21 protein-coding genes, 3 pseudogenes and 1 riboswitch are annotated in these 24,689 nt (G+C 35.9%); of the genes and pseudogenes, 9 read left to right on the forward strand and 15 right to left on the reverse strand.

All coding sequences use genetic code 11. The features are described 5' to 3' along the window. Positions 1–145: 145 nt before the first annotated feature. The 5 genes and pseudogenes from PVA17_RS16295 to PVA17_RS16315 all read right to left on the reverse strand — a co-directional run. Positions 146–760, reverse strand: a pseudogene (locus PVA17_RS16295) (IS110 family transposase); the annotation flags it as partial. Positions 761–1,282: 522 nt separating this feature from the next. After that, positions 1,283–2,251 (reverse strand): FecCD family ABC transporter permease, encoded by a 969-nt coding sequence (locus PVA17_RS16300; RefSeq protein ID WP_274068299.1) that lies wholly within the window; start codon positions 2,249–2,251, stop codon positions 1,283–1,285. Between the two features lie 31 nt (positions 2,252–2,282). Beyond that, the gene (locus tag PVA17_RS16305) at positions 2,283–3,284 is read right to left on the reverse strand and encodes a FecCD family ABC transporter permease (RefSeq protein ID WP_274068286.1); all 1,002 of its coding nucleotides are present in this window, start codon (positions 3,282–3,284) and stop codon (positions 2,283–2,285) included. A 25-nt stretch (positions 3,285–3,309) separates the two neighbouring features. After that, the gene (locus tag PVA17_RS16310; protein ID WP_274068287.1) at positions 3,310–4,227 is read right to left on the reverse strand and encodes an iron-hydroxamate ABC transporter substrate-binding protein; all 918 of its coding nucleotides are present in this window, start codon (positions 4,225–4,227) and stop codon (positions 3,310–3,312) included. 15 nt (positions 4,228–4,242) lie between these two features. Continuing rightward, positions 4,243–5,031, reverse strand: a complete 789-nt coding sequence (locus PVA17_RS16315; RefSeq protein ID WP_132362939.1) for an ABC transporter ATP-binding protein — start codon at positions 5,029–5,031, stop codon at positions 4,243–4,245. Between the two features lie 271 nt (positions 5,032–5,302). On the opposite strand from PVA17_RS16315, the gene PVA17_RS16320 reads away from it, so the two are divergent. Next, positions 5,303–6,343, forward strand: coding sequence for an NAD(P)/FAD-dependent oxidoreductase (locus tag PVA17_RS16320; protein ID WP_274068288.1), 1,041 nt, complete (start codon positions 5,303–5,305; stop codon positions 6,341–6,343). Positions 6,344–6,456: 113 nt separating this feature from the next. Here PVA17_RS16320 and PVA17_RS16325 read toward each other — a convergent pair whose 3' ends face one another. Continuing rightward, entirely contained in the window at positions 6,457–6,699 is a 243-nt protein-coding gene (locus PVA17_RS16325) for a hypothetical protein (RefSeq protein ID WP_132362943.1), read from the reverse strand. Between the two features lie 257 nt (positions 6,700–6,956). On the opposite strand from PVA17_RS16325, the gene PVA17_RS16330 reads away from it, so the two are divergent. Further along, complete coding sequence (locus PVA17_RS16330; protein ID WP_483308031.1) at positions 6,957–7,628, forward strand: class I SAM-dependent methyltransferase; 672 nt, start codon at positions 6,957–6,959, stop codon at positions 7,626–7,628. Between the two features lie 91 nt (positions 7,629–7,719). On the opposite strand, the gene PVA17_RS16335 is transcribed toward PVA17_RS16330, so the two are convergent. From PVA17_RS16335 to PVA17_RS16345, 3 genes are all read right to left on the reverse strand, one after another. Beyond that, the gene (locus tag PVA17_RS16335) at positions 7,720–8,319 is read right to left on the reverse strand and encodes a TetR/AcrR family transcriptional regulator (RefSeq protein ID WP_132362947.1); all 600 of its coding nucleotides are present in this window, start codon (positions 8,317–8,319) and stop codon (positions 7,720–7,722) included. A 12-nt stretch (positions 8,320–8,331) separates the two neighbouring features. Next, positions 8,332–9,048, reverse strand: coding sequence for an MBL fold metallo-hydrolase (locus tag PVA17_RS16340; protein WP_274068289.1), 717 nt, complete (start codon positions 9,046–9,048; stop codon positions 8,332–8,334). A 196-nt stretch (positions 9,049–9,244) separates the two neighbouring features. Next, positions 9,245–9,715: a hypothetical protein gene (locus tag PVA17_RS16345; RefSeq protein ID WP_274068290.1), complete on the reverse strand. Its 471-nt coding sequence runs from the start codon at positions 9,713–9,715 to the stop codon at positions 9,245–9,247. Positions 9,716–10,038: 323 nt separating this feature from the next. Here PVA17_RS16345 and PVA17_RS16350 point away from each other — a divergent pair, with 323 nt between their 5' ends. The 3 genes from PVA17_RS16350 (at position 10,039) to PVA17_RS16360 (ending at position 12,903) form a co-directional block, all read left to right on the forward strand. After that, the gene (locus PVA17_RS16350; protein ID WP_274068300.1) at positions 10,039–11,172 is read left to right on the forward strand and encodes a DUF418 domain-containing protein; all 1,134 of its coding nucleotides are present in this window, start codon (positions 10,039–10,041) and stop codon (positions 11,170–11,172) included. A gap of 268 nt (positions 11,173–11,440) precedes the next feature. Beyond that, positions 11,441–12,301 (forward strand): sensor histidine kinase, encoded by an 861-nt coding sequence (locus PVA17_RS16355; RefSeq protein ID WP_337993615.1) that lies wholly within the window; start codon positions 11,441–11,443, stop codon positions 12,299–12,301. After that, entirely contained in the window at positions 12,298–12,903 is a 606-nt protein-coding gene (locus PVA17_RS16360; protein ID WP_132362953.1) for a response regulator transcription factor, read from the forward strand. The genes PVA17_RS16355 and PVA17_RS16360 overlap by 4 nt, the downstream gene beginning before the upstream one ends. A 54-nt stretch (positions 12,904–12,957) precedes the next feature. Here the strand turns inward: PVA17_RS16360 and PVA17_RS16365 are convergent, their stop codons facing one another. Next, a complete protein-coding gene (locus PVA17_RS16365; protein WP_132362955.1) occupies positions 12,958–14,316 on the reverse strand; it encodes a PepSY-associated TM helix domain-containing protein in 1,359 nt (452 codons plus the stop codon). 167 nt (positions 14,317–14,483) lie between these two features. Between PVA17_RS16365 and PVA17_RS16370 the strand changes: the two are divergent. Beyond that, a pseudogene (locus PVA17_RS16370) lies at positions 14,484–14,867 on the forward strand (IS4 family transposase); the annotation flags it as partial. A 622-nt stretch (positions 14,868–15,489) separates the two neighbouring features. Here PVA17_RS16370 and PVA17_RS16375 read toward each other — a convergent pair. The 3 genes from PVA17_RS16375 to PVA17_RS16385 all read right to left on the reverse strand — a co-directional run bounded on the left by PVA17_RS16375 (position 15,490) and on the right by PVA17_RS16385 (position 17,673). Continuing rightward, complete coding sequence (locus PVA17_RS16375) at positions 15,490–16,917, reverse strand: serine hydrolase domain-containing protein (RefSeq protein WP_132362957.1); 1,428 nt, start codon at positions 16,915–16,917, stop codon at positions 15,490–15,492. A 383-nt stretch (positions 16,918–17,300) separates the two neighbouring features. Beyond that, a complete protein-coding gene (locus tag PVA17_RS16380; RefSeq protein ID WP_132362959.1) occupies positions 17,301–17,483 on the reverse strand; it encodes a hypothetical protein in 183 nt (60 codons plus the stop codon). A 61-nt stretch (positions 17,484–17,544) separates the two neighbouring features. Further along, entirely contained in the window at positions 17,545–17,673 is a 129-nt protein-coding gene (locus tag PVA17_RS16385) for a hypothetical protein (RefSeq protein ID WP_256469519.1), read from the reverse strand. A 30-nt stretch (positions 17,674–17,703) separates the two neighbouring features. Further along, positions 17,704–17,894, reverse strand: a riboswitch (cobalamin riboswitch). Between the two features lie 267 nt (positions 17,895–18,161). Between PVA17_RS16385 and PVA17_RS16390 the strand changes: the two genes are divergently transcribed. After that, positions 18,162–19,922 (forward strand): flagellin N-terminal helical domain-containing protein, encoded by a 1,761-nt coding sequence (locus PVA17_RS16390; RefSeq protein ID WP_274068292.1) that lies wholly within the window; start codon positions 18,162–18,164, stop codon positions 19,920–19,922. A gap of 152 nt (positions 19,923–20,074) precedes the next feature. Here the strand turns inward: PVA17_RS16390 and PVA17_RS16395 are convergent. Beyond that, a pseudogene (locus PVA17_RS16395) lies at positions 20,075–20,619 on the reverse strand (nucleoside/nucleotide kinase family protein). A gap of 552 nt (positions 20,620–21,171) precedes the next feature. Between PVA17_RS16395 and PVA17_RS16400 the strand changes: the two are divergent. Together PVA17_RS16400 and PVA17_RS16405 are read left to right on the forward strand one after the other, a co-directional pair. Then, on the forward strand, positions 21,172–21,534 hold the full coding sequence (locus PVA17_RS16400; RefSeq protein ID WP_132362963.1) for a VOC family protein: 363 nt from the start codon (positions 21,172–21,174) through the stop codon (positions 21,532–21,534). Positions 21,535–22,106: 572 nt separating this feature from the next. Further along, positions 22,107–23,039, forward strand: a complete 933-nt coding sequence (locus PVA17_RS16405) for a C40 family peptidase (RefSeq protein ID WP_132362965.1) — start codon at positions 22,107–22,109, stop codon at positions 23,037–23,039. Positions 23,040–23,248: 209 nt separating this feature from the next. Here PVA17_RS16405 and PVA17_RS16410 read toward each other — a convergent pair whose 3' ends face one another. Further along, entirely contained in the window at positions 23,249–24,634 is a 1,386-nt protein-coding gene (locus PVA17_RS16410; RefSeq protein ID WP_132362967.1) for a UDP-N-acetylmuramoyl-tripeptide--D-alanyl-D-alanine ligase, read from the reverse strand. Positions 24,635–24,689: the final 55 nt, after the last annotated feature.

A 24,689-nucleotide genomic window follows, 5' to 3' on the forward strand; every position in this document is an offset into this window, starting at 1 on the left:
ACCTCCCTCTATAAATGTTGATATATCAACGGTTTGACCCGTTTTCAAGAGTGATAAAAAAATTTTTTATCACATTTTTTACATAGTCTTTTCTAGTTCTTCAATTAATCGCCATTAAGTGAGTGCGCTTCGCTAAAGCTAATTGGATATCGCTTGGTAGTGGCGTCATTTCAAGCGCCGCATAAGCCATTTTTCCGAAGTCTTTGAACACCGTCATAAATTCCGGAAAGAAACGATCAATCCAACGAATGATGCGATTTTGTAAGGCATTCAGATCTTCTTGAATTTTGGAGCGTAGCGTTGCACCATTTCGTAATTCAGCTTCTACGCCCTCTAAAATACGTGGATAACTGAAACGTCCATCACGCATTAATCGTGCAATGACAAGGGCATCCTTTTGATCATTCTTCGTTTGAAGATTGTCATCCAATTCCTTTGAACGATTAACATGATGAGGATTTACCATGACAAACGGAATCCCATGTTCACTAAGATAAGCAGCGAGATTCATCCAATAGTGTCCAGTGGGTTCAAATCCAACAAGAATTTCGCTTTTTTCATGTATAGCACGTAAAGCGAGTATTTTTTCATAGAAAGCGTTAAAACCTTCTCTAGATTGAGAGAAAGGAAATGATTTTTGAAGCACACGTCCTCGTTCATCGATGGCACAAGCATAGTGCTTTTTCTTGGCAATATCGATCCCGATGACTAAAGTGTTTTCAGTGACTTGATTAATTTTATAGTTCGTATTAGAATGCATAAATGGAGTCCTCCTGTGTGATGATGAGTCAATTGCCGTTGACACTCATGCATCATACAAGAGGGCTTTTTCTTTTTCAAGCCCCTGAAAATCCTTCTAACAGGAATGCTCCTATACCTATTTTATAAAAAAAGAACCTCATAAAAAGGGGTTCCAAAAAACTTGAAATACACGGAGTACAAATAAAATTTTTCACCTAGTTTTTTAGACAGAAAGAACGAAAAATCTCCAACGTTTCAGCTTTTGATAGTATTTTTTTGCTCGCTTTCCGTCGTTCTGAGACTTTTATCCGTCGATGAGGCTTCGCTTTCCGTCGCTACAAATTTCATCCGTCTCCTTGCGATTGCTTTCCGTCGTTGTCCTAGGTCTTTCCGTCGTTCTAAGACTTCTTTCCGTCGATAGGCCTTACCTTTCCGTCGCTAGCTTCGCTTTCGGTCACTACAAATTCCATCCATCGCCTTAAGATTGCATTCCGTCGCTACAAAACCTTTCAAAAAAAAACAACTGAACAGCCAAAGCCGTTCAGTCGTTTTTTCGTAGTAAATATAAAAAATATGGTGCACCGATACATGCGACGATAATACCTGCTGGCACTGTCGCACTTGAAATAGCTACGCGGCCAATTGTATCTGCTAGCATTAGTAAGCTTGCACCGATAAACAATGTTACGGGTAAAAAGAACTGGAAACGCGGTCCGACAAGCTGCTTTGCAATATGTGGGGCCATGAGACCGATAAAGGCAATGCCTCCTGTGACTGATACAGCTGCCGCAGCTAGTGCTACAGAGACAACTATTAATTGTAAGCGCTCTCGTTCGATATTTAAGCCTAAGCCAACCGCCGTTTGTTCTGTCATTGCCAGTACATTTAACACATTTGCTTTATAAAAAATAAATGGAATGCCTAGCACAAGCCAAGGCAATAAAGCCCAGAAAAATGGCCAATCTGCTCCCCCAATATTGCCTGCAAGCCATTGCGCGATAAATTGCACATCACTACGCTCAGCTGAGGAAATTAATATGATCATTACACCCGATAAGGCAGATGCTACACCTACTCCGACTAAAATGAGTTGGACCGGCTGCACACCTTCATTGCGCTTATACGAGAAAAAGTAAATGCAGAGTGCCGTTAATAAAGCGCTACAAAATCCTACAAGTGGTAACATATACGCAAAGTTAGGTACATTTCCATTGACAAGGAGATAAAAAAGCGTAATTCCAACACCTGCACCTGCATTAATTCCAATAATACCAGGGTCCGCTAAGTCATTACGGGTCACCCCCTGCAAAACGGCACCAGCTAAAGCTAAAGCCATCCCGGCTGCTGCCAGCACAAACAATCTGGGCAAGCGAACAGAGAACAATACGAATGATTCTTTGAAGCTACCATCTCCCATTAAAATCGGTATGATGCGATCAATCGAAACCGAAGCTGCTCCCATTGAAATACCCATAACAAAAATGACTATTGTTAATAAGATCCAAGCCATTAGCCATCTACGTTGTTTTTTTCTCCCGACATTAAACAATTTGACGCCCTCCCTTCCGAACAAGAAGTAAGAAGAACGGAAGGCCAATAATTGAAATAATCGCAACTACCGGAGTTTCATATGGCGCATTAATTATTCTACCTGCAAAATCCGCCGTTACCATAAACCAGCCACCGATAATAGCACTCATCGGTAAAACAAATCGATAGTCTGTCCCTACAATTGCACGGACAATATGTGGCACCATTAACCCAACAAACGCTAGATTACCTACAAGTGCTACTGCGGACCCTGCAAGAATGACAACGACAAACATCATAATTCCTTTAATAACGGCTGTATTTTGTCCTAACCCAACAGCTACTTCTTCATTTAAACTTAAAATGGTTAACTGACGACTAAACGCAAACGCAACAATTAATCCGACCAAAATAATAGGAGCAATTATTAAAGCTTGCCATGTAGTGCCTATTAAACCACCACTCGTCCACATCGAAACATCTTTTGAAATTTGAAATAATATCCCCGTACCATCTGCTATTGCTTGTAATAGCGCGGATACAGCAGCCCCAGCCAAAACTAACTTTAATGGAGAAAAACCATTTTTTGTTGAAGCGCCGATACTATAAACAGCAATCATCCCTACGCCTGCACCTACGAAACATGCAAAAATAAGCATATAATACGACGAATTTGGGATAAATACCATCGTCAATGCAAGTGCTGCATTCGCACCTGCTGTGAGGCCAAGAAGTCCCGGATCTGCTAATGGATTTCTAGTAACCCCTTGCATAATAGCCCCAGCAACTGCGAGTGCACTACCTACAAAAATAGCAGCAATAATTCGTGGAAATCGAATTTCTCGTAAAATAGCATAATGCTTACCGCCGTCTGTTCCAACAATTGCTTGAAAGACATCTTCAATACTCGTATTTGCCGCTCCGATACAGAGCGAAATCGTAACTGTCACTGCTAATAAGATCAGTGCAAGCAACGCCTGAAGCCAAAATGGGAAATGTCGAAACTTTGTCATTTGCCTTCGCTACTCTCTACTGAAATTATTGTAAAAATTTCTTTTTAAAGAAATCTAGTTGATTTTCTAAAGTGATTGGGTCATTAAAGTAAAATTCGTTGGCATTCACTTCAAATAAATGACCATTTTTCTCAGCCTTTAAATCTTTAAACCACGCAGCATTTTTGATGGCGCTATCCTCACCTTTAAATGTACTAAAAATCACATAGTCACCCGCATAATCACCTAATACCTCTTGAGAAATGGCTAAATAACCTGGTTTTAAAGCACCTTCCTTCACTTTCTCAGGCATTTTCAAGCCCATTTCTTGATATAAAATTTCTGTTCCGCGACCCCAATTATCGCCATAAACATACATTTGTTTATTGAACATTTCTGCAACCGTAACCGTTGCGTCTTTGCCAATTTTTTCTTTAATTTTTGTACCCGCTTCTGCAGCACGCTCTTTAAAATCTTTTACCCAATCAGTTGCTTCTTTTTCTTTATTGACAACTTTTCCGATTTCAATAAATTGCTGTAAATAATCTACTTTACCATAAGTAAATAATACGGTTGGTGCGATTTCTGCTAATTTATCCGCATTTTCAATACCATTTAAACCAATAATCAAATCTGGCTCAAGTTCGATAATTTTTTCAATATCCGTATTCTCAACAACTACTGCATCTTTAATATCATCTTGGAAATTCGGATTATCTGCAGCCCATGAATCGACACCGACTACATTAACATCAAGCTGTAGTAAATCTCCAACAAATGAAGATAACACAACTACACGTTTAGGGTTAGCTGGTACTTCAATAGGACCTGATTCTGATTGATACGTTATCGTTTCTGCTGATGCTTTATCTTTAGAGCCCTCATCCGCCTTCTCTTCTTTATTGCCGCACGCTGCAAGCACTAGTACGACCATCATAAACATTGGTAATAGCCACTTTTTCATAAATATATCTCCCTTTTACACTGTTTCTAGTAAGTTATATGTAATGCACATTGGCTTATCTGTTCGTGGATCTTTACCAATGACTGCATCAATATTAAACACTTTTTCTAATACATCAGGTACCATGACTTCCTCTGCAGTACCAAACTTCACAAGCTCTCCTTTTGATAGCGCCACGATAAAATCTGAAAAACGTGCTGCCTGATTTAAATCATGTAGCACCATAACAATTGTGCGTCCCTCTTCTTCGTTAAGCTTGTAAAGTAATTCTAAAACCTCTAACTGATGGGCCATATCTAAATACGTTGTTGGCTCATCTAAAAAAATAATATCGGTCTCTTGCGCTAATGCCATCGCAATCCACACCCGTTGGCGCTGTCCACCTGATAAGGCATCAACCGTGTTCTGACGAAAGTCATCCGTTTTAGTTACCTTTAAGGCCCAGTCAATCATTTCTTTATCCTTTTGCGATAAATTACCGAAGCCCTTTTGATATGGAAATCGACCGTAGGATACAAGCTCTTCGACTGTTAAACCATGTGCACTTTCCGGGCTTTGTGGCAAGATAGCAAGTTCTTTCGCTAATTCTTTTGTGTTCATCTCGGAAATATTTTGACCATCTAATATGACTTGCCCACTTTTATGCTTCAAAATCCTTGTAATAGCCTTTAAAAGTGTTGATTTGCCACAGCCATTGGAACCAATAATGGTCGTTATTTTACCGTCTGGAATTTGTAGCGATAAATCATGCACAATCGTTTTGTCCTCATAGCCGATACGAATCGATTCAACTTGTAAACGCACAACATAACCTCTCTTTCCTTTTACTTCTTTCCATGCTATGATAACGATTAGTCGATAATGATAATCATTATCACTATAGTAAGTCTAGTTTTCCTATAAAGTTTTGTCAAACACTTTTTAACTTCTTCCAGTAAGTGTCTTTTGTAACGTACGTGAAACGGTAGTTACAAATGTCTTGCGACAGGTACAGGAGTCTCTACCTCTATCGATTTTGGACGCAATATGCTTAGGCATAATTGAATATTTATTTTTTAAGGATGTGGTGATATAAATGCAACATTTATACGATGTAACAATTATTGGTGGTGGCCCTGCAGGTCTATATAGTGCCTTTTATAGTGGTTTACGGGGATTAAAGACGAAATTAATTGAGAGTCAACAGCAGCTTGGTGGTAAAGTCTTACTTTATCCTGAAAAGCTCATTTGGGATATTGGTGGACACCCGCCTGTTTTAGGCGAACAATTTGTAAAACAGTTAATTGCACAGGCAAAAACCTTTGATCCAACCATTTTAACTGGTACAAAAGTCGATTTCATCGAGCGCCAAGATGATATTTTTGTTCTACATACTACACAAGGCGATAAACATTATTCTAAAACCGTTCTTTTAGCAGTTGGTGGTGGTATTATTAACCCTCAAAAGCTCTCACTAGAAGGTGCAGAAAAATATGAAATGACTAATTTACACTATACTGTGCAATCTTATCGACACTTTGTGGACAAGGAGATTATTATTTCCGGGGGCGGAAATGCGGCTATTGACTGGGCAGTTGAACTTTGTCCTATCGCTAAAAATGTAACTGTAGTTTATCGTAAAGATAAGTTATCTGCGCATGAAGCAACAATACAAGAAGCTTTAGATGCGGGCGTAAAGATTGAATGCCATACAACTATTTCAAAATTGACTGCTAATGCGGATAAAACAGCGATTCAACTAGTGACATGCGAAAACTCAAAAACAAAGCAAAGCTATACGCGTCAAATCGATGAAGTAATTGTTAGTCATGGCTATAACCGCGAAGCATCATTAGAATTGGATCAATCACTGACCATTCCGAAAAAAAATGATTACTATTTCGAAGGAAAAGCAACGGGAGAAACTGTGCAGCCTGGTATTTTTGCAGCGGGTGATATTTTAACGTTTGAAGGAAAAATCAATCTACTTCTAGGTACCTTCCAGGATGCAGCTAATGCCGTAAACTCTATTAAAACGTATTTAGAGCCTACTGCTTATCGTCATGGTGTCGTGTCATCACATAATGAAGTGTTTAAAGAGAAAAATCGCTCTATTATTGAAAAGCAACTTAAATAAGCATTCTAAACAATGACAACAACCCCTCTTAAGAAAAGTTACTCTTTAGAGGGGTTTTCAAGTCTTTCTTACTATTTTTATAAGGCGGACTTTAAAAGATCCATCGAAATAATCTACCTAAAGAAATTTAAAAATGCGCCCATTTGCCGTAACATACCAACTCCATTTGTTATTGTTCCTGCATGGTTCATAATGGTATTTAAGTGCTGTGGCAATCTCCCAAATCTGGAAGTTTGGAGTTGCTGATTAGGGTAAAAGAAAGGTTGCCCTCTTCTACCTTGAATAGGAGGGCCAAAACCTTGTCTATTTCTTGGTGGGAATGGTCTCATTCTAGGATTCGGTGGATAAAATGGCATCAATTCACCCCCTATCAAATATCTTTTTACTAGTATACGTCTGTATTTTTTTATTGTTTAGACTATCGGAGAAGTTGCTAAAAAAATATATAGATATGTATTGTAAAATGTTAAAGAAGACTATTTATAATTCTCCTCTTCCTTTTTGTAAAGATTCCTCATGACATCTCTGGAACCATACTATTTTTAATTTCATATTATACAAAAATACGAATAAAGAAGGGATTCCGATTCAAAATTCAAAATATCTAGATTTTCTGTCCAAATTTGGTGTAGGCGGTGCCCATCCCGGTGGTATTAATCTAACAAAGGAAATATTCAAGGTAGAAAGCATTAGCGAAAATTCCCGCATTTTGGATGTAGGCTGTGGTACAGGCCAAACTGCTGCCTACTTGGCGGAGACATATAAAGCAAAAGTAACTGGTATTGATATCAATCCTGAAATGGTGGCAAAGGCTAAAAGGAGAATGAAAAAAAATCACTTACCCGTAAAAATAATTCAATGCTCAATTGAACAAGTTCCATTACCTGATCATACATTTGACTTTATTATTTCTGAATCTGTTCTTTCTTTTGTCAATAAACCTAATGCCCTTAAAGAAATTTTCCGTTTATTAAAAAATGGCGGTCGGTTTATTGCCATCGAATTTACTATTCATCAACCACTTGAAGAAAAAATTGAGAAGGAAATCAAACAGTTTTATGGATTTGATTCTTGTTCAATGAAAAAGGATTGGGTAGCTTTGCTTAACCAGGCTGGTTTTAAAAATATTCGTATACAAAAAAATAAATCGATCTTCTCCATTCCTGAACTTCATCACTCGAAGGATATTGCACCTGAACTTTATGAAGTAATGGATAAACATTTTGATATGAACTTAAAGTATGATGGCGTTTTAGACTATAGAATTTATTCATGTACTAAATAATGTGGGAAAGTTATTGCGGGAAATTAATCCTCTGTGTCATTTCCCGCTTCTTTTTTCCCCCATTCAGATTAAAATAGACAAAATTCCTTCCTTAGTCATCCGTTTGCATATATTTATCTTCATTAATCGCAACTGCATGAATGCCCTCAATAAAAGTATTAATTAAGATGAAGAAGCTTTTATTGATATTAAGTGGCATTCCAAAGCCCCCCATTTGTTCAATAGAAGTGAATCCATGTAGAATACTTCTTAATCCTCTGACCATATGAATCGCAATTTCTTCATGCAAACTATAGGCATCAAGCACTTGAAGTACAAGTTGCACGACAGCTTCTTGGGCTTGCTGTAGTTCTTGATCGTTAGCATCCGGAAAGCGAGTGCTAGCATCGTATAACCCCGGGTGCTCTCTAACAAATTGAATATATGCCTGACTAATTGCACGAACAGCATCATCACCTGAACGTCCTACTGCAGCTTGCAGCATATATTCATTTAGTTTTTTTACGCCTTGAATAGCTAACTTCTGCTTCAATTCATTTAATCCATCAAGATGGTTATACAAGGAAGGTGGCCGTATTTCCAATTTTTCAGCTAATAGTCCAATTGAAAGTTGGTCCAATCCTTGTTCATCAACTAGCTCCGTTGCCTTTTGTAAAATAATCGATATATCTATTTTCATTCGACGGGACATTTTTTTCACTTCCTATTTAGATTGTCTAAAATTTTTTTCTGCTTCGGCTATTGCTATGTCCAAAAGCTCCTGTGGTTGCTTTAACATTTTCCCGTGCCCTACAGCAAGTAAGCTTGGATTTAAAGCCCTTAATTTTTTTGCACTTATTAGAGCTGTGCTTTTATCCCATGTTGCAAGAGCAGGAAATGGAAACAGCAGATTCATCACTCCAGATACTAGTAGTTTTCCTCTAGTTACGAGGGCATCACCAGCAATTAAACTTCTATTACGTGTATCAAAAAGAGTGATGGAACCAGGTGTATGACCTGGAGTTGCTATCACTTCTAATGAGCCAACACGATCACCTTCTTCGAGTAATAAGTCTGGTTTAGTTTTAATATTTTTTGGTATGCCCCCCCGAATTGGTGTATTTTTTTCATTTGGAAGTAATGCACTATTTCCTTCCAATAACAAAGCATCTCTGGAAGAAATGCACACCTGACTATCTGGTAATAATTCCTTTAACGTATCTAGAGCTCCTATATGATCACTATGTGCGTGAGTAATAATGATTCTTGTAATCGGTTTACCAATACTTTCAGCCGCTTTTATTATACTTTTTGCACTATATGGTAGGGCTGCATCGATCAGTGTAAGTTCTCTTTCTTCTTCTACAATATAACAATTAACAGGAAAAATCCTTGGCATAAATGACAATTGAAACACGGTACCATTCTTCGTAATCTTCATTCTAAATCATATCCCCTTCGTTAACTAATTGTATTATAATTTTAACTAATGTAATTAGTTTTCGCAATATTTAAATTTATACTTTAGATAAAACTTTGATTAAAAGCCTTGAATAATCTTTAACTTGCATAAAAAAACTACACCTCAATTGTTAGATGCTGTGTCTAACAATTGGGTGCAGTTCTTTTCTAAAAATTTATAATTCAAGCTCGTTATTTTTGGACTGAATGATGTAGGAGTTATATAAGTCCCATTTATAGTGTCCTACATTAAATTCTTTTAGGTCAATTATATCCTTTAAATATTTAGGGACAGTACAATTCCAGTTTAATTTTTCTATCTTAAGTGGAAAATTGTCCTCATTAGGATTCGGAGTATGTATATAAATAGCATCTAAACTAGCATCTTCGTCAACTATTTCTATCCACGATTGATATGGTTTTTCGAGTGTTTGGAGTTCTTCTAATAAACTATACAATAAAGCTATATTTGCTTTTATATGTTCTCTTTTTATTTTCAAACTATTATTCCCAACCCCATAAAAATCAAGATGGGTGTGCCATAAATCAAACCAACCTTCTTTTCCAAAGTCTAAATTATACAGTTCTGCTTTTGTCTCCCGCCATAAGTTACGGAAATAACGCTTTTTTCCACGAAACTTTTTCAAATAATTGTTCCTCCCGTTTAACATGAAGAGGATACTCTTCAGTTACTCCATATAGATGATGTCATTTATTTTGGACTAATTGCTAATAATTTTATTGTTAGTTTCAATGCTAATCAACTTGTTTAAACGACGAGAAACATTATATATCAACAAATGAGGAAGGTCCAATTCGTTTGCCAATTGAACTCCCCATTATATTGTTAACCCGTGAGTTTTCGCTAAAATGACACCTGTCATAAAGAACCTTTGACTGGTGTGAATATGTTTTTTCATTTCGTTTTCTTATCATTATTGTAAGAAAACAAAGAAAGAGTGATTTTATGATGAAAGTTCAACAAAGATTACCCCTAATCGATATGTTACGAGGCTTTGCCGTATTAGGGACACTTGGCACAAATATTTGGATTTTTGCATATCTCGGAGACATTTCGTATATCACAACGAGTAATTATTCAGGTTGGTGGTCATTGAACGATTTTTTACGAATGGCAGTCCTTTTTTTAGTAAACGGTAAACTCCTTGGTTTATTAACAATCATGTTTGGCGTTGGTCTGGAATTAAAATATCAGCAAGCTTTGCGAAAAGGAAATGTTTGGCCAGGCATGTATATTTGGACGATAGTCTTTTTATTTTTGGAGGGTCTTATCCACTTCACCCTCGTTATGGAATATGATATTTTAATGAGCTATGCTGTGACAGCCGTTATCGTTGCCTTTATTGTCAAATTTGGTGACAAGGCGATTAAACGTGCGTTATACGTTTTTGGTAGTTTCCATGCACTAATGATTCTATTGATTTTAGTCGGCTCATTGCAGGGTGGCGCTAATGTTTCCATCGTTGGGCTCGATCCAATCGTTAGTCTTTATGAACATGGCACTTGGTTTGAGCAAATACAAAATCGTTTAACATATTTTCTTTATTTTAGAACGGAAGCTATTTTTATTATCCCCATGAATATCTTTTTATTTTTACTTGGTGTTAAGCTAATGAGGAATGGTGTATTTTCACAAGATGACAGAGGACGCCAGGCGCGTCAAAAGCTATTCAAAATTGGTATTTTTATTGGGATACCTTTAAATCTCCTAATCTTTATTCCTGGAGGCGTATTTGATTTACCTGTTCGATATTTATTTGCGCCAATCCTATCTATTGGTTATATTGGAATATTAGGTAAAATGGTAGAATATAAGAAGCTTGATTGGTTATGGAAGAGGTTTGGTGAGATTGGGAAAATGTCTTTAAGTTGCTATGTGCTGCAAAATATTATTGCATCTATTATTTTCTATGGCTGGGGCTTAGGTTTAGGTGGAAAATTAACTAGTATTGAAGTTATCAGCATTTGGCTAACTCTTTCTCTTCTACAACTTTTCATTGCACATATTTGTATCAAGCATTTTCATATTGGGCCAATGGAATGGGTTCGGAAACATGCCATTCAAAGTGTCACACAGAAATAATCGCAAAGGGTTGGTGTGAACTATAAAGATTTATCCAAGAGATCAGGCAAAACACTATTTAATTATCGATGTTGTATCACTCGTTTTTTTATTTACTATGGTATTAAGTTCGAATTCTCAATTACCGTTAATAGCTAAAATAATTATTCTTATGTTATTTTTAATAGCCTTCTATGTTGCTTTATGGTTTAAAGATTGGCGTTTACTGTTAGCATCTTTACTAGGCTTTATACTTATTATCATACTGGGTATTTATGAGGGATCTACTATGTTATTGTTTGGATTTACATTTGCTGATTTAATTGGGAGAGCTGAAAAGAAATGGCATATTGCTATAGGAATGATTGCCGTTGCCTTAATGTTTTTTTTAGTGATTTGGTTTGAATCAGGAGCATCTTATAAATTACAATTCCAAGCATTGATACCTATAATGATCATTCAGCTACTATTTCCAATGCTAATTTACTACGTTGAAAAGTCCAAAAAATTACAATTGGAATTAACGGAGGTAAATACCCAGCTTGTTCAGCAAGAAGAAAGACAACGTATTGCAAGGGACCTCCACGATACGCTTGGCCATACATTGACAATGATTAAAGTAAAAACCGAGCTAACTACAAAATTAGTCGATAAAGATACGATGCGTGTGAAAGATGAGTTAAATGATATTTTAGCCACAACACGAACAGCATTAAAGCAAGTAAGGGAATTAGTGTCCGATATGAATTTTATTTCGTTAGAAAGTGAGCTTAGTCATTGTAAGCAACATTTACAAACAGCAGATATCTCCATAAAAATTAAAAATAACTGTCCTAAGCTACTACTAGCTAGTGTGGAAGAAACGATGCTGTCCTTATGTCTTCGTGAAACAACTACCAATATTATTAAACATAGTCAAGCAAAAAAATGCCAAATAGATATCAACTATATGCATGGAATTTTAAAGATAATCGTTGTGGACGATGGTATTGGCTTACATAACCAAGGGCATGGGAATGGACTCTCGTCGATGAAAGAACGAATGAATGCCCTTCAAGGAAATGCTTCTATTGACAATTTCCCGACAGGCGGAACGATTGTGACATTATCAATGCCAATCCAACACTATAAAAAGGAGCCAACTACATGATAAGAGTATTATTAGCAGAAGATCAACAAATGTTACGTGGCGCCTTAAAGTCCTTATTGTCGTTTGAGCCAGATATAGAAGTGATTGCAGAAGTTTCAGATGGTCAAACAGCATGGGAATATATTCAACAAGAGCTACCCGACGTTTGTGTGTTGGACATCGAAATGCCCAACCTTACTGGTCTGGAACTTGCCGAAAAAATAAGACAGACAAATTTACCGTGCAAGGTGATGATTGTCACTACCTTTGCACGCCCTGGCTATTTACAAAAAGCGATGGATTGTGAGGTACAAGGTTATTTATTAAAAGACGAACCAATCGACTATTTAATTGAAACAATAAGAAAAGTGATGAATGGTGAAAAAGTAGTTAGTAGAGATTTAGCTGCTACGTTATTTATGAAAGAACAGAATCCACTAAATGATCGTGAAATTGCCGTTCTGCAGCTTGTAAAAGAAGGACTCACAACAAATGAGATTAGTAAAAAATTATTTTTAACGAAAGGCACTATTCGAAACTATTTATCTACCTCTATTCAAAAACTTCATGTCGAGTCTAGACAACAAGCTGTGCAAATCGCCAGTGATAAAGGGTGGCTTTAGAAAAAGAAAAGCGATACTGTATTCCTTATTTATAGGATACAGTAATCGCTTTTTTTAACGGACTTCTTTTTTATTTTTAGACACTAAATTTATTAGTATTTCAACGAGTACTACAGCAATTAATGATAGCCCAAATAGTGGCATCAGTATACCTAAAATAATCATGAAGATGATAAAAGGAATGGATACCTTTTGAGAGATTTTAGGTGGTGCAGATAGCATACCTTGTTTCTTTCGTAGTAGCCATGTACTAACTCCCCAAATAATAACTACTAAAAATGCTAGACATACTAGTAAATTGATTAATTTATTTGGCCAACCAAACAAGTGACCTTCATGTAAAGGAATTCCCCATGTGAACCATTTGGCAAGAATACCATAGTCCTCATATCCAACCTTGTCTATAAATTTTCCGCTATATTGATCAAAATACATTGTCGTTTCATCATATGGACTAACATCAAGCCCTGTGACACCAGTGTTACTAGATTTTGCAACTGTATAGACACCGTCTTCACTAGTAGGATAAATAATAGCGTATGGTTTTGATATATTCATTGCATCAATTTCATGTTGCAGCTTATCTACACTCAGTTGGTTAGGGTTAGCAACATAGCCCATATTAGCCCCCATACCATGGTGCGCTGCATGTGCCGAATCGGACGATGGAGGGGTTTCTTGACGAGTAGCCCAAGGAATCTCACTGACATCAGATGTAGGTGGCTGCTGCTGTAATAACGGCGTACCGAAAGATGGATGATCTTGTGAAGCTTGATAAATATATTTCCCCATTAGCGCTGACCAAGGTAAGCCTGTGAAAATAATAACAAGCATCGGAATTGTTATAATTGTTCCAATAAGTGCATGGAATTTTCTACTCTTTTGACGTTTATTCGTCTGCTTTGTTTTCTTTAGTATTTTTGCTTTAAACGTCATGTAAATGCCTGAAAGTAGTAAAAAAATAGCCCAACAAGCCGCTAATTCTACTAAATAATTGACAACTGTTCCTCCAATAAATAAGGAACTATGAGCATTTCTCATAATATTTGCAAATGTGTAATCAGCATCCTGACCACCGATAATTTGGTTATGACGATCTAGGAACACATATTTCTCTTTGCCATCTGCATTCTTCATCGATAAACGGGTATTGTAAGGCTCTTCTAGCTCTATAATTTTATTTGTTTTATAGCCAGCATATGATTCTTCTGCAAGTTTAACAGCATCATCAATAGTTTGAACCTCGGTTTTTCCACTTTCACCAAAAAAGTATTTATCATATAACTGATTTTCAACATTGGTATAAAATAAATAACCTATACCACTTAACGTTAGTGAAATAAGAAGTGGAGTAATAAATAATGCGGCGTAAAAGTGCGTTCGCCAAAAGCTCTGATAAAGCGTGTTCTTCATGTCTAATTCTCCAATCTATAATAATAAGCGCAAAATTATTATATAGATAAAAAGTGAAATAAGTATGAAGTCCTAGAGGTTTTTTTATGACAATTAGATGTATTCCTATTGATATAATTAGATTAAAACCGTATTTTCATAGAAAAAGTGTCACTTTAGACGTTATTTTGCACATCGCTTCATTCTTGAAGTTATTACTGTTTGCACAGCTGAATGAAACCGAAAGTCTACGTGCCATCAGTGACACGCTGTTATCAGAAGACCTGCAAAAAGCAAGGATTTAGAGTCCATTAGCTCTTCGCAGTTAGGTCGGCTGATCAAATCAAGTACCATCTGAGTTTTTCCAACAGATTTTTCTAGACTTGGTCACGCAAATTAATGAGAAAACGGATTTTAAGCAGCGTCGAAAAAATACAACCACTAAAAATCATTGATTCCAGCACACTGCCATTGAACTTAAACAACCATAGATGGGCTGAATTCCGTAAAAAAAATCAGGTGTGAAGTTACATTTGCGCCTTGTTTACCTAGAAAAAGGTAGTTCGTACCCTGTTATTCTAATTTCTTAATATCCTCTATCAGCATTTCAACATTTTCTTTTTTTGTGCCCAACTGGTACAAAATCTTACAACACTTTGGGTATCATCGATTTTTTCCCATAAGGAAAAAGAATATTTTTTGCTTAATTTCCTTAATACATCATTTGGCAAAATGGGAAACTGTTGATTTGTTTTGGAAACATATCCTAATAGAATAGGTTTTTTCAACAAACGCCTCTCGAATCATCATCGCCATTTCCACGGCATGATTAGAAATTTCATAGTATAAGCCATCTTCAAACAAGGTTTCAAACTGGATCCCTAATAATTTCCCCTTTGCCAGCAATCCTCCCTTTAGTTATTTTAGTAGACTGTGTCAACTTTTATAAGAAATAATAATACAAAAATCTCCTAATGTGCAGAAATAATAAAGTTGTTTAATTTACAATAAAGACATTTAAAAAATAATATAGTTGTTAAAAATTCTTATTCCATGAACAAATTAGGTTTGACTGGGAAAATTGTCAATGATAAAAAAAAAGACATCGAAGTGTCTTATGGTTTTCAAAATAAGCATACCGATAAATTGAAATTTAATTACTTAACATTATGCTTATCTTGGGAGCGAGGTATTTTATCGGTGACTGTATATAAACCATGTAATGCTTGCTGTTAATAATGCTGACGAAATCAAAGCTGTAAGAACACTATATGTTCGCCAAATAAGTATGGTTGACCAATCTAAAGCACAACACAGTATACCCAGAGCAATCGTAGCAATCAGGAAAGTAACTGTTACGATTATTCTCTTTTTTGTCATTGGCTGTCGCTCATTCGTTTTTCTTCTGCGTAATCCTAAGAGAAGTAGCAAAACGGCCAATAGGCAAAGAATAATTGTGATTGACGACAAAATGATATCCAAAAGCTGTGTGCCGCTCATTTCATATGACTGAGTTAGATTGCCGTCTAATATATCTTTAACTTTAAGTACCAGGTTTATATTAGTATTTGCGCCGTTGCTCAGCAAGCAAACAGCCGTTCGTTCATTTAGCAGTATGGCTACTTCGGTTCTGAAATTTGGATTGCCCCCAGTGTGTTCTATAATCGTTTGGTCGGCGTTTACCGACCAGCCTGCCGCATAATACATATCGTTGACAGCCGAAACAGACATATCACCCCTATGTGATTTTTCGATAATCGTGTGAAATATTTCGGGTATGTCCTGCACGATACCCATCTGTATGCCCATCCAACGCGCCATATCTTTTGTATTAGAAATGATGTAGGCTGCGGGTTTATTCCCAGCATAATCCGGAGCTTGAAATGGCGTTGTCATAAAAAAGGAAGAACGGTAGCCCTGTGCCAACTGTCCAGTGGCTTGAGCATCTTCTTTATAAACATACGTCTGGTGAAGACCCAACGGCTTCAATACCTGTTCACTCATAAAGTCTTCATAGCTTTGTCGTGACACAATCTCAATAACCAAACCCAATATGTCATAATTAACGGTTCCGTAGTTATACTGTTCACCGGGAGGGAACGCCAATTCAGCATCCACGAGCATTTCCACAGTCTTTTGCAACATATCCGGTGTATTGCCTTGTGGAATATTTTGAGTATGCCTAATATTTGTTAGACCACTGGTATGGTGAAGAAAGTTATTTAGTGTAAGGCTTTGCATATCAACAGGTTCCCCTTGATACTTTAACGTAAACCAAGGTAAATATTTTTGGACAGGGTCAGTCATTGAGAGCAGCCCTTGCTCTTCCAACAGCATAATACCCATACCGGTAAAAGCTTTACTGACCGAGGCTAACTCATAGAGTGTATTTTCACTTGCAGGCAACCCCTTTTCACGGTCTGCATACCCTGAAGAAAAGTAGAGCACTTCATCATCAGCAAGTATTGAGATTGACATTCCCGGCACACCTGATATACGACGAGCATCATCTAGCAACGCTTGTATTGCCGCAGATTTCGAATCTGACAACGCATAACTTTGTGTTGCGAATCCTGAGAATAATATAAATATCGTTAATACAAAAACAATAATCTTTTTCATAAACCCTCCTTTTTGAAAAATAATAAGAGAATCCAACTACTAAACTAAATTTTAATTTATCTTTCTATTCACCTAGATAATATCAAGTGATTGTGAAGAGTTACACTTAAATGAACAGATGCGTTAGTTCAATTAAGAAGTAAAAAAGATGGATGGTAATTGGAAACAACTTCAAAGAGCCTTGCTGCGTTGAATGTAGTAAGGTTCTTAGCTTTTATTAATCAAAATTCAATAACTTTATTGTCATTATACACCTAAAACATATGTAAAATAGTGTCTAAAGTGACAAAAAAGGCTACATAATGTTCTCCCTTTTAAGGGACATTATGTAGCCTTTTAACCTTGGTGAAGACTAGTAATCAGTGGGGCTATTATGTCACTTTTTATCCAATTAGTTCTTTCATTACATTCGTATAAGCTGTTAGAATATCATTTTCATGAACAGCATTTTGCTCTATATACTCTTCAACTATCTCATTTAATGTTTGAGAAGTACTTGTATATTGCGTTTCCATGACTTCAAATTTTAATAGATTTTCATAATACTCGATTACTTGTGGATTCATGTGTAACACTCCTTCAATTTTAGCATAAAAAAACATCTTTCCTTCATTAGAAAGATGCCTACTATGACAAATACACGACATAATACGGTGATTGACACGGCGAAAAAAGCTTTCTATTCGTTATAGAAATAGAAGCTACCTTTTTAGCAATCATCGTACTATGAGCATGCAGAAGAATTTCTCTAGTCACACTCAACACCCCCTATCCTCGTAGGTTTTTTGGCTGTACTAGATAAAGGCAGGTCTCCTGGCTTATGTTCATCACACTTTTCACCTTCCCATTACAATGCGTAACAGTGGTCTTTTGAAACATGCTCACATTTACAGTTGCGGGACAGCGTCGGATTTACACCGATCTTCCCTTTTAAACAAATCGAATTGCTGATTTGTACCTCTATCTTATTATTCCGTTTTTAATATTATACCATAGTGGTTTGTGTACCTATAACGTATAAATTATATAGAGAACACAACACATGCTTATCATTCAATGAAGATTCTTGTAAAGTTGGCACTACATAAAGTCAAATTTTAAAAAACACCCATCACTAAGTCGTCTTTATTTATAAATGGATTTCATTCTCAACATTTACAAAAATAAAGGTAAAATGGTAATATTATCTTAAAATAAAAAATTCAAACTTCATTGTAGTTTATTTTAAAAGGAGTAAAACATTTGTGATAGTAAAGCATAACATTCCCTCTTTAAATACAAATAATAGATTAACACAAAATAAGAAAAAAGCTGATAGTACCTTAGAAAAACTATCTTCTGGATATAAAATAAATCGTGCTGGAGATGATGCTGCTGGTTTAGCCATCTCTGAAAAAATGCGTAGCCAAATACGTGGGCTAAATATGGCCGGTAAAAACATTCAAGATGGCATTTCATTAATACAAACGGCTGAGAGTGGCTTAGGGAGTATTCAAGATCCAAACTTACTTAGATTAAGAGAATTAGCTATACAAGCAGCTAATGATACATTAACTGATTCTGATAGAAAGTTACTTCAGATGGAAGTAGAACAGATTAAGAGTAATATTGATGAAATTGCAGCGAATACTGAATTTAATGGTATAAAACTTCTTAATCAACCTAATAAAATTGAACAAGAAACTATAACCTCCACTCAAATGCCTGGACCAATCACATGGACAAAGAGCTCCCATGGATACTTTATGCTTGACATTGCAACTGATGGTAATAATTTTGTTGCAGTTGGTCGAGATGGTAAAACTGCAACCTCATCGGATGGAGTTGTATGGAATTATATATCTAAAACCCCAACATCAGAAGTACTTACTAGCGTAACATCAGGTGCAGGATTGTTTGTTGCCGTGGGAAATAGGGCAACAATCCTAACTTCTAACGATGGTATAAATTGGACGCAACAAAATAGTGGCTTGAATACAAATAATAATTTTGATGAAATAATCTACGATGGAAATAAATTTCTCGCTCTTACAAAAGACAGTTTCGATATAGTAACCTCTGTTGATGGAGTAAACTGGAATATAGAGTCAGGTGCAGTTGGATCAATCACTTATGGTAATGGTAAGTATGTATCATCAGGATTAGGTGAAATAAGAATATCTGATGATGGGGTGAATTGGACAACCAGCGTGACGCTAGATTCCCTAGGGGTAACAGATAAAGTTCAAAATATCATATGGACAGGAAATAATTTTGTTGCTTTAACCCATGAAAATTTTGCTTTAATCTCAGAAAACGGGATTAATTGGACTAGAAATACAGTCACGGAAAATAACAGGATTGGCCTTAATGAAATTGCATGGGATGGAAATCAATATATCGCAGTAGGTGGTGAACCGATATTAGGTGGAAATATCGGTTATGCATTTACTTCTCTAGATGGAATTCAATGGTTTGAATCAGAAATAGTCAATAATACTAATACCTTGGCTGGTATATTGGAACAAAACGGAAGGTTTTATGTTGTTGGGAATAAAGCAATGATGGTAGGTACTCCAAGCTCCCCTATTACAACTTCAACTACAACAACTGTAATTGCAGAAAATGATATGAAAAATATTAACTTACAAGTAGGCGCTAATTCAGGTAATACATCTCGAATTGAATTAGCAAACGTAAAAACCGAAACGCTTGGTATTAATAACATCGATATGTCAACACGCCAAGGTGCTAATTCAGCTATTTCATTAATCGATAAAGCTTCGGTAATAATTTCATCAGAAAGAGCAAAGTTTGGTGCTTATCAAAACCGACTAGAATATGCTAATAATTCTGTAGTAAATACATCCGAGAATCTTCAATCTGCTGAATCACGTATTCGTGACACTGATATGGCAAAAGAGATGATGACATTTACTAAAAATAATATTTTATTACAAGCTACCCAATCAATGCTTGCACAATCAAATAAACAACCAGAAGGAATTTTACAACTTCTTCAATGATTTATTTTAAAACAGGTAATTTACATAGTCTTTGATATTAAATAACTTTAAGACCACCCATCACTGAGTGGTCTTTTTACGGATTATTTAAAGCGCCTTAGTAAACTTAAGTCAATCTTTCTAGTTTAATAAATATGGTGAAAATATATCTGTTAATCAATTTGTTCTATGTATTGGGAAATAATACTTACAATTTCGAAGACGAGTAAAGTCCCATCAACAATGATATCAGAATTCGGTTTTATTGTTTCTAACATCTCTAGATACCCACGCCTTCCTTGTGAAATATATCCCTCCATATCCATTAAAATATTTTCAACAGTACTATTCTTAAAATCTCTAGATACTCGACGTGCCATAGCAATATCCAAAGGCATATCAATAAACACCGTAAAATCAATGAATTTACTTATTTTAGAATGTTTATAGGCAAACGGAAAGTCCACTACTATGTAATTTAAAGGTTCAGTTAGTAATACTTCTAAATCACTCATTAGAGGAGCCAAGTTCCACTCATCATAATTAGCTCCATTGTCAATCCAATCGATAATATCATCAGGACCATCAAAATCATAATCATCAAAAAATAGTATTTTAGAATTTTGTAATCTTTCGTTTAGGTGAGTCGATATAGTCGTTTTCCTCCGCCAGAAACCGCAGCAATAGCAATAACTAGTGGTTGCTTTCCCTTTTTCATAAAATTCCCCCACTTTTGTATTTTTTATCCAAATCTATTCTGTCCAACTAAACTATGCCTACAGTTTTATAATACCTGATTAATCAGTTTGAAAAGCCTCAAACATTTGAAGAATACATGGCTGACTTTAATTCAAAGTTAGTGAGGCATATAGTAAGCAATTAAAATAACTTTATGAAGAGTATCAAGCACTTAATAAAATAAGGGGAAATATGGGGATCTTTTTACAATATTTTAGACCCATATTTTAAAGCAAATGAAGAAATTCTTATCTCAGCTTCTAAAATTATGATAACCAGCCAAGACTGTTTCCCACAACATTAACGAGTAAAAATTCGGGGTTATCCAAAAAGTCATTAAACAAATGATTTATCGGCTGTCTTAGATCGATATTTCGCCTCATGGCTATTATGGGCTTATTCCCTAATTGTCATGACTGGTTTTACAAAGGCCACATTCGTGAGAAAAAAAAACTATTCCTTCGTCAAATTAAAGGATTTGACAATATTAGCCTAGAAGTAAGTATCAATTACAATTAAAGGAGTGGGAAAAATGGTTATAGGCTTACATCACGTTCAAATAACAATTCCAAAAGGTGAAGAAGAAAAAGGTAAACATTTTTACTGTCAAGTATTAGGACTACATGAACTTGAAAAGCCTGATTCGTTGAAAGGACGAGGTGGATTTTGGTTACAGGTCGGCAATAAAGAGGTACATGTGGGGACAGAGGATGGCTTTGATAGATTAACGACAAAAGCTCATATTGCTTATCAAGTTGAAAATATAGAACATTGGAAGACGGTATTAGCCGAACATCATATAGAAATTTTCGATTCAGTTCCTATTCCTCATTTTGAACGCTTTGAATTTAGAGATCCATTCGGTAATAGAGTAGAGATGATTCAAGAAATTTAAGGAAAACAGTTGACTTGAAGGCATGCTGTAAATCTTTAGCAAAGCAACGCCGTTTTAACACAATGACATCCGCCTTCTAAAGAGCAAAAAAGATCCACACACAAAGCTGTGCCTAAATTTGTAAGCATAATGAGAAGTGCTAGGGGCGTTCGAGACCTATCTCGCTTGCGCTCCAGTGTCTCATTTGTGACGCTGATCCCCTACGCTCACTCCATGGAACCGCTATTTCTCGCTAAATCCCAAAAATGAACTATCGCTAAGTATTCCATGGTAATGTATAAGTATGATTGTCGTTTAGTCTTTCAATGCCTCCTTTCAACACAAAGAAAAGCTTGTACTTCCTGCCCCTTTGACTTTCGTTTTCCACTAACACTTCACCCAACTGAAACATTTGTAATAAAACTGTAAATTAAGGCGATGAAGCCTTTTATATAAGGTGTTTACAGCGAATCCCCATCCAGCGTGGTAACAATTTCCTCAAAGAAGCCCTACTTTTTCATGCTACGATTAATTCCAGTGACAAACCAAATTAGGATTAATCCTAACAATAGCTTCAGGAGGAAATTAACAACATGAATAAACGATTTTTAACAACAACATTAGCATTGACGATAGGTTTTAGCACAGTGGGGATGGTACAGCCAACTGTTCAACCTATAGAAGTTGAGGCTGCAACAACAAATGCCTTTAATAACTCACAAGCTGTTAATACGAAAGCAGATCAACTAATTCAAACTGGAAAAAGCTTAATTGGTAAGGCGACTTACAGCAATTCTGTTTACAAGGCTACATACCCTTATAAATTTTCTTGTGCTTCATTTATTATGTACATTTTCGAGAAAAATGGTGTTGACCTTGCAACTTATAATGAAGATTATATGTTACAGCAAGGAACGCCGGTTAACAGAAATCAATTACAAAAAGGTGATTTACTATTCTTTAAGAGTAAAAAAACTGGGACAGACCCTGACCACGTCGGTATGTATATCGGAAACAACAAAATGATTCATATGGCTGATTCTAAGCAAAATATTGTGATTTCTGATTTAAATAGTAAACCATATTATACAGATAATTATGTAGGGGCCCGTAGAGTATTACCTTCATTACTGTCAGCTAATCCTGCAACGAAAGGCGATAAGATTGTTGAAAACGCCTTTAATTATAAAAATAAAGTAACGATGAGCTCTACAAATAATGAAGCAAGTCTTCGCTTTACAGCGCCAGGATATGTAGATTTCGTCTATCGTAAGAGTGGCGTTAAACTTGGTACAACCAATTTAAAGCAACTAATGAATGTTGGAACAACGGTTTCACGTACCAATTTAAAAAAGGGTGATTTAGTGTTCTTTAATAGTGTTAAAGGCTCTAAAAACCCTTCACAAGTAGCTATCTATGCCGGAGATCAACGTATTATCATTCCAAGTTCAAGTGGTATTACTACAAGAGTACTAATGGTTGACTATTATAAAGAGCATTATATTACAGCAAAACGTGTTTTTTAAGAACGTTTACTAGCATCATTTCAAATACTTGAATTTGCAATGCTCAACACAATTAATGTTTGCTGGAACAAATGTGTTTCAACAAACAAAAATACCGAACTATCCAATGAAACGCTTATGAAGGGTTTCGGAATAGTTCGGTTTTTCTAGTTATTGTGAGATTATTTGGCTTTATGATTGAGCCATTTCGTTATGTCCCAGCTTGTTAATTATTTACGTTTTAACTGATTCGCAAATTCTATCATAGATCTGCTAGACATTGGACCTTTAATAAGGACAATGGTTTCACTATCAAGCTTATGCTTTAGTACATCTAAAACACCTGTCACATCTTTAAACTTATGAACATCTGCCTTGGTGCCGTCCTTTAACGCTTGGTTCGCAATATTTTCTGCTCTATTGCCAATAGTAATAAGCGTATCAATAGTTCTTTTCGCAACCATTGTGCCAATCTCTCGATGATATTTTTCTTCGAAATTTCCTAATCTCTTAATGTCACCTAAAATAAGAATTACTTTCTTCCCTTTTCCTATCGTATCTAAAACCTTTAGTGCCGCTTCAACAGAAGTCGGGTTATTTGTCCAAGTATCATCTATTATAGTACATTCACCGATGCCTGTAGAAAATTCTAAGTGTCTTGCCATCGCTTTGAACGTTTTTAATTGCGAAATTGCAACAGCAATGGAAAGTCCCATTTCCTTTACGGCAGCTATAGCCGCTAATGCGTTATACACTTGGTGTTCTCCGTATCCTGGAACAAATAAATTGTATTTGTTATTTGACACTTTTAGTACAAATTTCATGCCGCCTTTTGTAAATTGTATATTCGTAGCTTGATAATCTGCCTTTTCGTTAACGCCAAAGGTAATAATCTTTCCTTTAAATTTATTTAGGGGGATTTTTTTAATATTTTCATCATCACCATTAATGATTAACGTGCCATCTTTTCTTATTCCTTCTACAATTTCAGCCTTTGCCTTGATATAGCCATCTAGATTATTGCATCCATCTAAATGATGGACACCAATATTCGTAATAATACCAATCGTAGGCTGATAGATCATACATTGGTGTTTAATATTACCGATATTACCTAGCCCTAATTCAAAGATAGCTGCTTTTGTATTCTGATCAATTCCAGTCAAGTACGGTAAGGATTGCCGTGGCTCATTTTTACTGCTGACAGATGCCTGAACATTCCATTCCTTACTAGCTATATGTTTAATCATTTCTTTCGTTGTCGTTTTACCACATGTTCCGGTCAAAGCAACGACTGGTATTTGAAATAAATTTCTGTAATGTCCCATAAATTTCCAATAGGCATGCAAAATAGTCTTGACGCGTATAACGGTCGTATTTTTCAGCGCATTTTTCAATTCCTCTGATGTTTTATCAGAAATGACAAGAGATGGTCCCTTTCGATCTATTTCTTGCCAGTTAATTTGATCACTTTTACTAACAAACATAAGTGTATGATTTTGAGTCAGTTCATGTCGGTTATAATAAATTGCATGTTTAACAGACCAGTGTTCAGAACCGCTTAATAATTCTCCTTGTAATAATTTTCTTATATCGCTCACACTTATATGTTGCAAGTTAACTACGCCCCCTTTCTATAAAATTATTTCTGAATAAATGCGTATCATAGTT

The sequence above is a fragment of the Lysinibacillus sp. CNPSo 3705 genome (assembly GCF_028674935.1).
Classification (GTDB): domain Bacteria; phylum Bacillota; class Bacilli; order Bacillales_A; family Planococcaceae; genus Lysinibacillus.

Coding starts and splice junctions, on each gene's coding strand:
- PVA17_RS16300 (WP_274068299.1), bottom strand. CDS start 2,251: ATGGCTTGGATCTTATTAACAATAGTCATTTTTGTTATGGGTATTTCA.
- PVA17_RS16305 (WP_274068286.1), bottom strand. CDS start 3,284: ATGACAAAGTTTCGACATTTCCCATTTTGGCTTCAGGCGTTGCTTGCA.
- PVA17_RS16310 (WP_274068287.1), bottom strand. CDS start 4,227: ATGAAAAAGTGGCTATTACCAATGTTTATGATGGTCGTACTAGTGCTT.
- PVA17_RS16320 (WP_274068288.1), top strand. CDS start 5,303: ATGCAACATTTATACGATGTAACAATTATTGGTGGTGGCCCTGCAGGT.
- PVA17_RS16325 (WP_132362943.1), bottom strand. CDS start 6,699: ATGCCATTTTATCCACCGAATCCTAGAATGAGACCATTCCCACCAAGA.
- PVA17_RS16335 (WP_132362947.1), bottom strand. CDS start 8,319: ATGTCCCGTCGAATGAAAATAGATATATCGATTATTTTACAAAAGGCA.
- PVA17_RS16340 (WP_274068289.1), bottom strand. CDS start 9,048: ATGAAGATTACGAAGAATGGTACCGTGTTTCAATTGTCATTTATGCCA.
- PVA17_RS16350 (WP_274068300.1), top strand. CDS start 10,039: ATGAAAGTTCAACAAAGATTACCCCTAATCGATATGTTACGAGGCTTT.
- PVA17_RS16355 (WP_337993615.1), top strand. CDS start 11,441: ATGTTATTGTTTGGATTTACATTTGCTGATTTAATTGGGAGAGCTGAA.
- PVA17_RS16360 (WP_132362953.1), top strand. CDS start 12,298: ATGATAAGAGTATTATTAGCAGAAGATCAACAAATGTTACGTGGCGCC.
- PVA17_RS16365 (WP_132362955.1), bottom strand. CDS start 14,316: ATGAAGAACACGCTTTATCAGAGCTTTTGGCGAACGCACTTTTACGCC.
- PVA17_RS16375 (WP_132362957.1), bottom strand. CDS start 16,917: ATGAAAAAGATTATTGTTTTTGTATTAACGATATTTATATTATTCTCA.
- PVA17_RS16380 (WP_132362959.1), bottom strand. CDS start 17,483: ATGAATCCACAAGTAATCGAGTATTATGAAAATCTATTAAAATTTGAA.
- PVA17_RS16400 (WP_132362963.1), top strand. CDS start 21,172: ATGGTTATAGGCTTACATCACGTTCAAATAACAATTCCAAAAGGTGAA.
- PVA17_RS16405 (WP_132362965.1), top strand. CDS start 22,107: ATGAATAAACGATTTTTAACAACAACATTAGCATTGACGATAGGTTTT.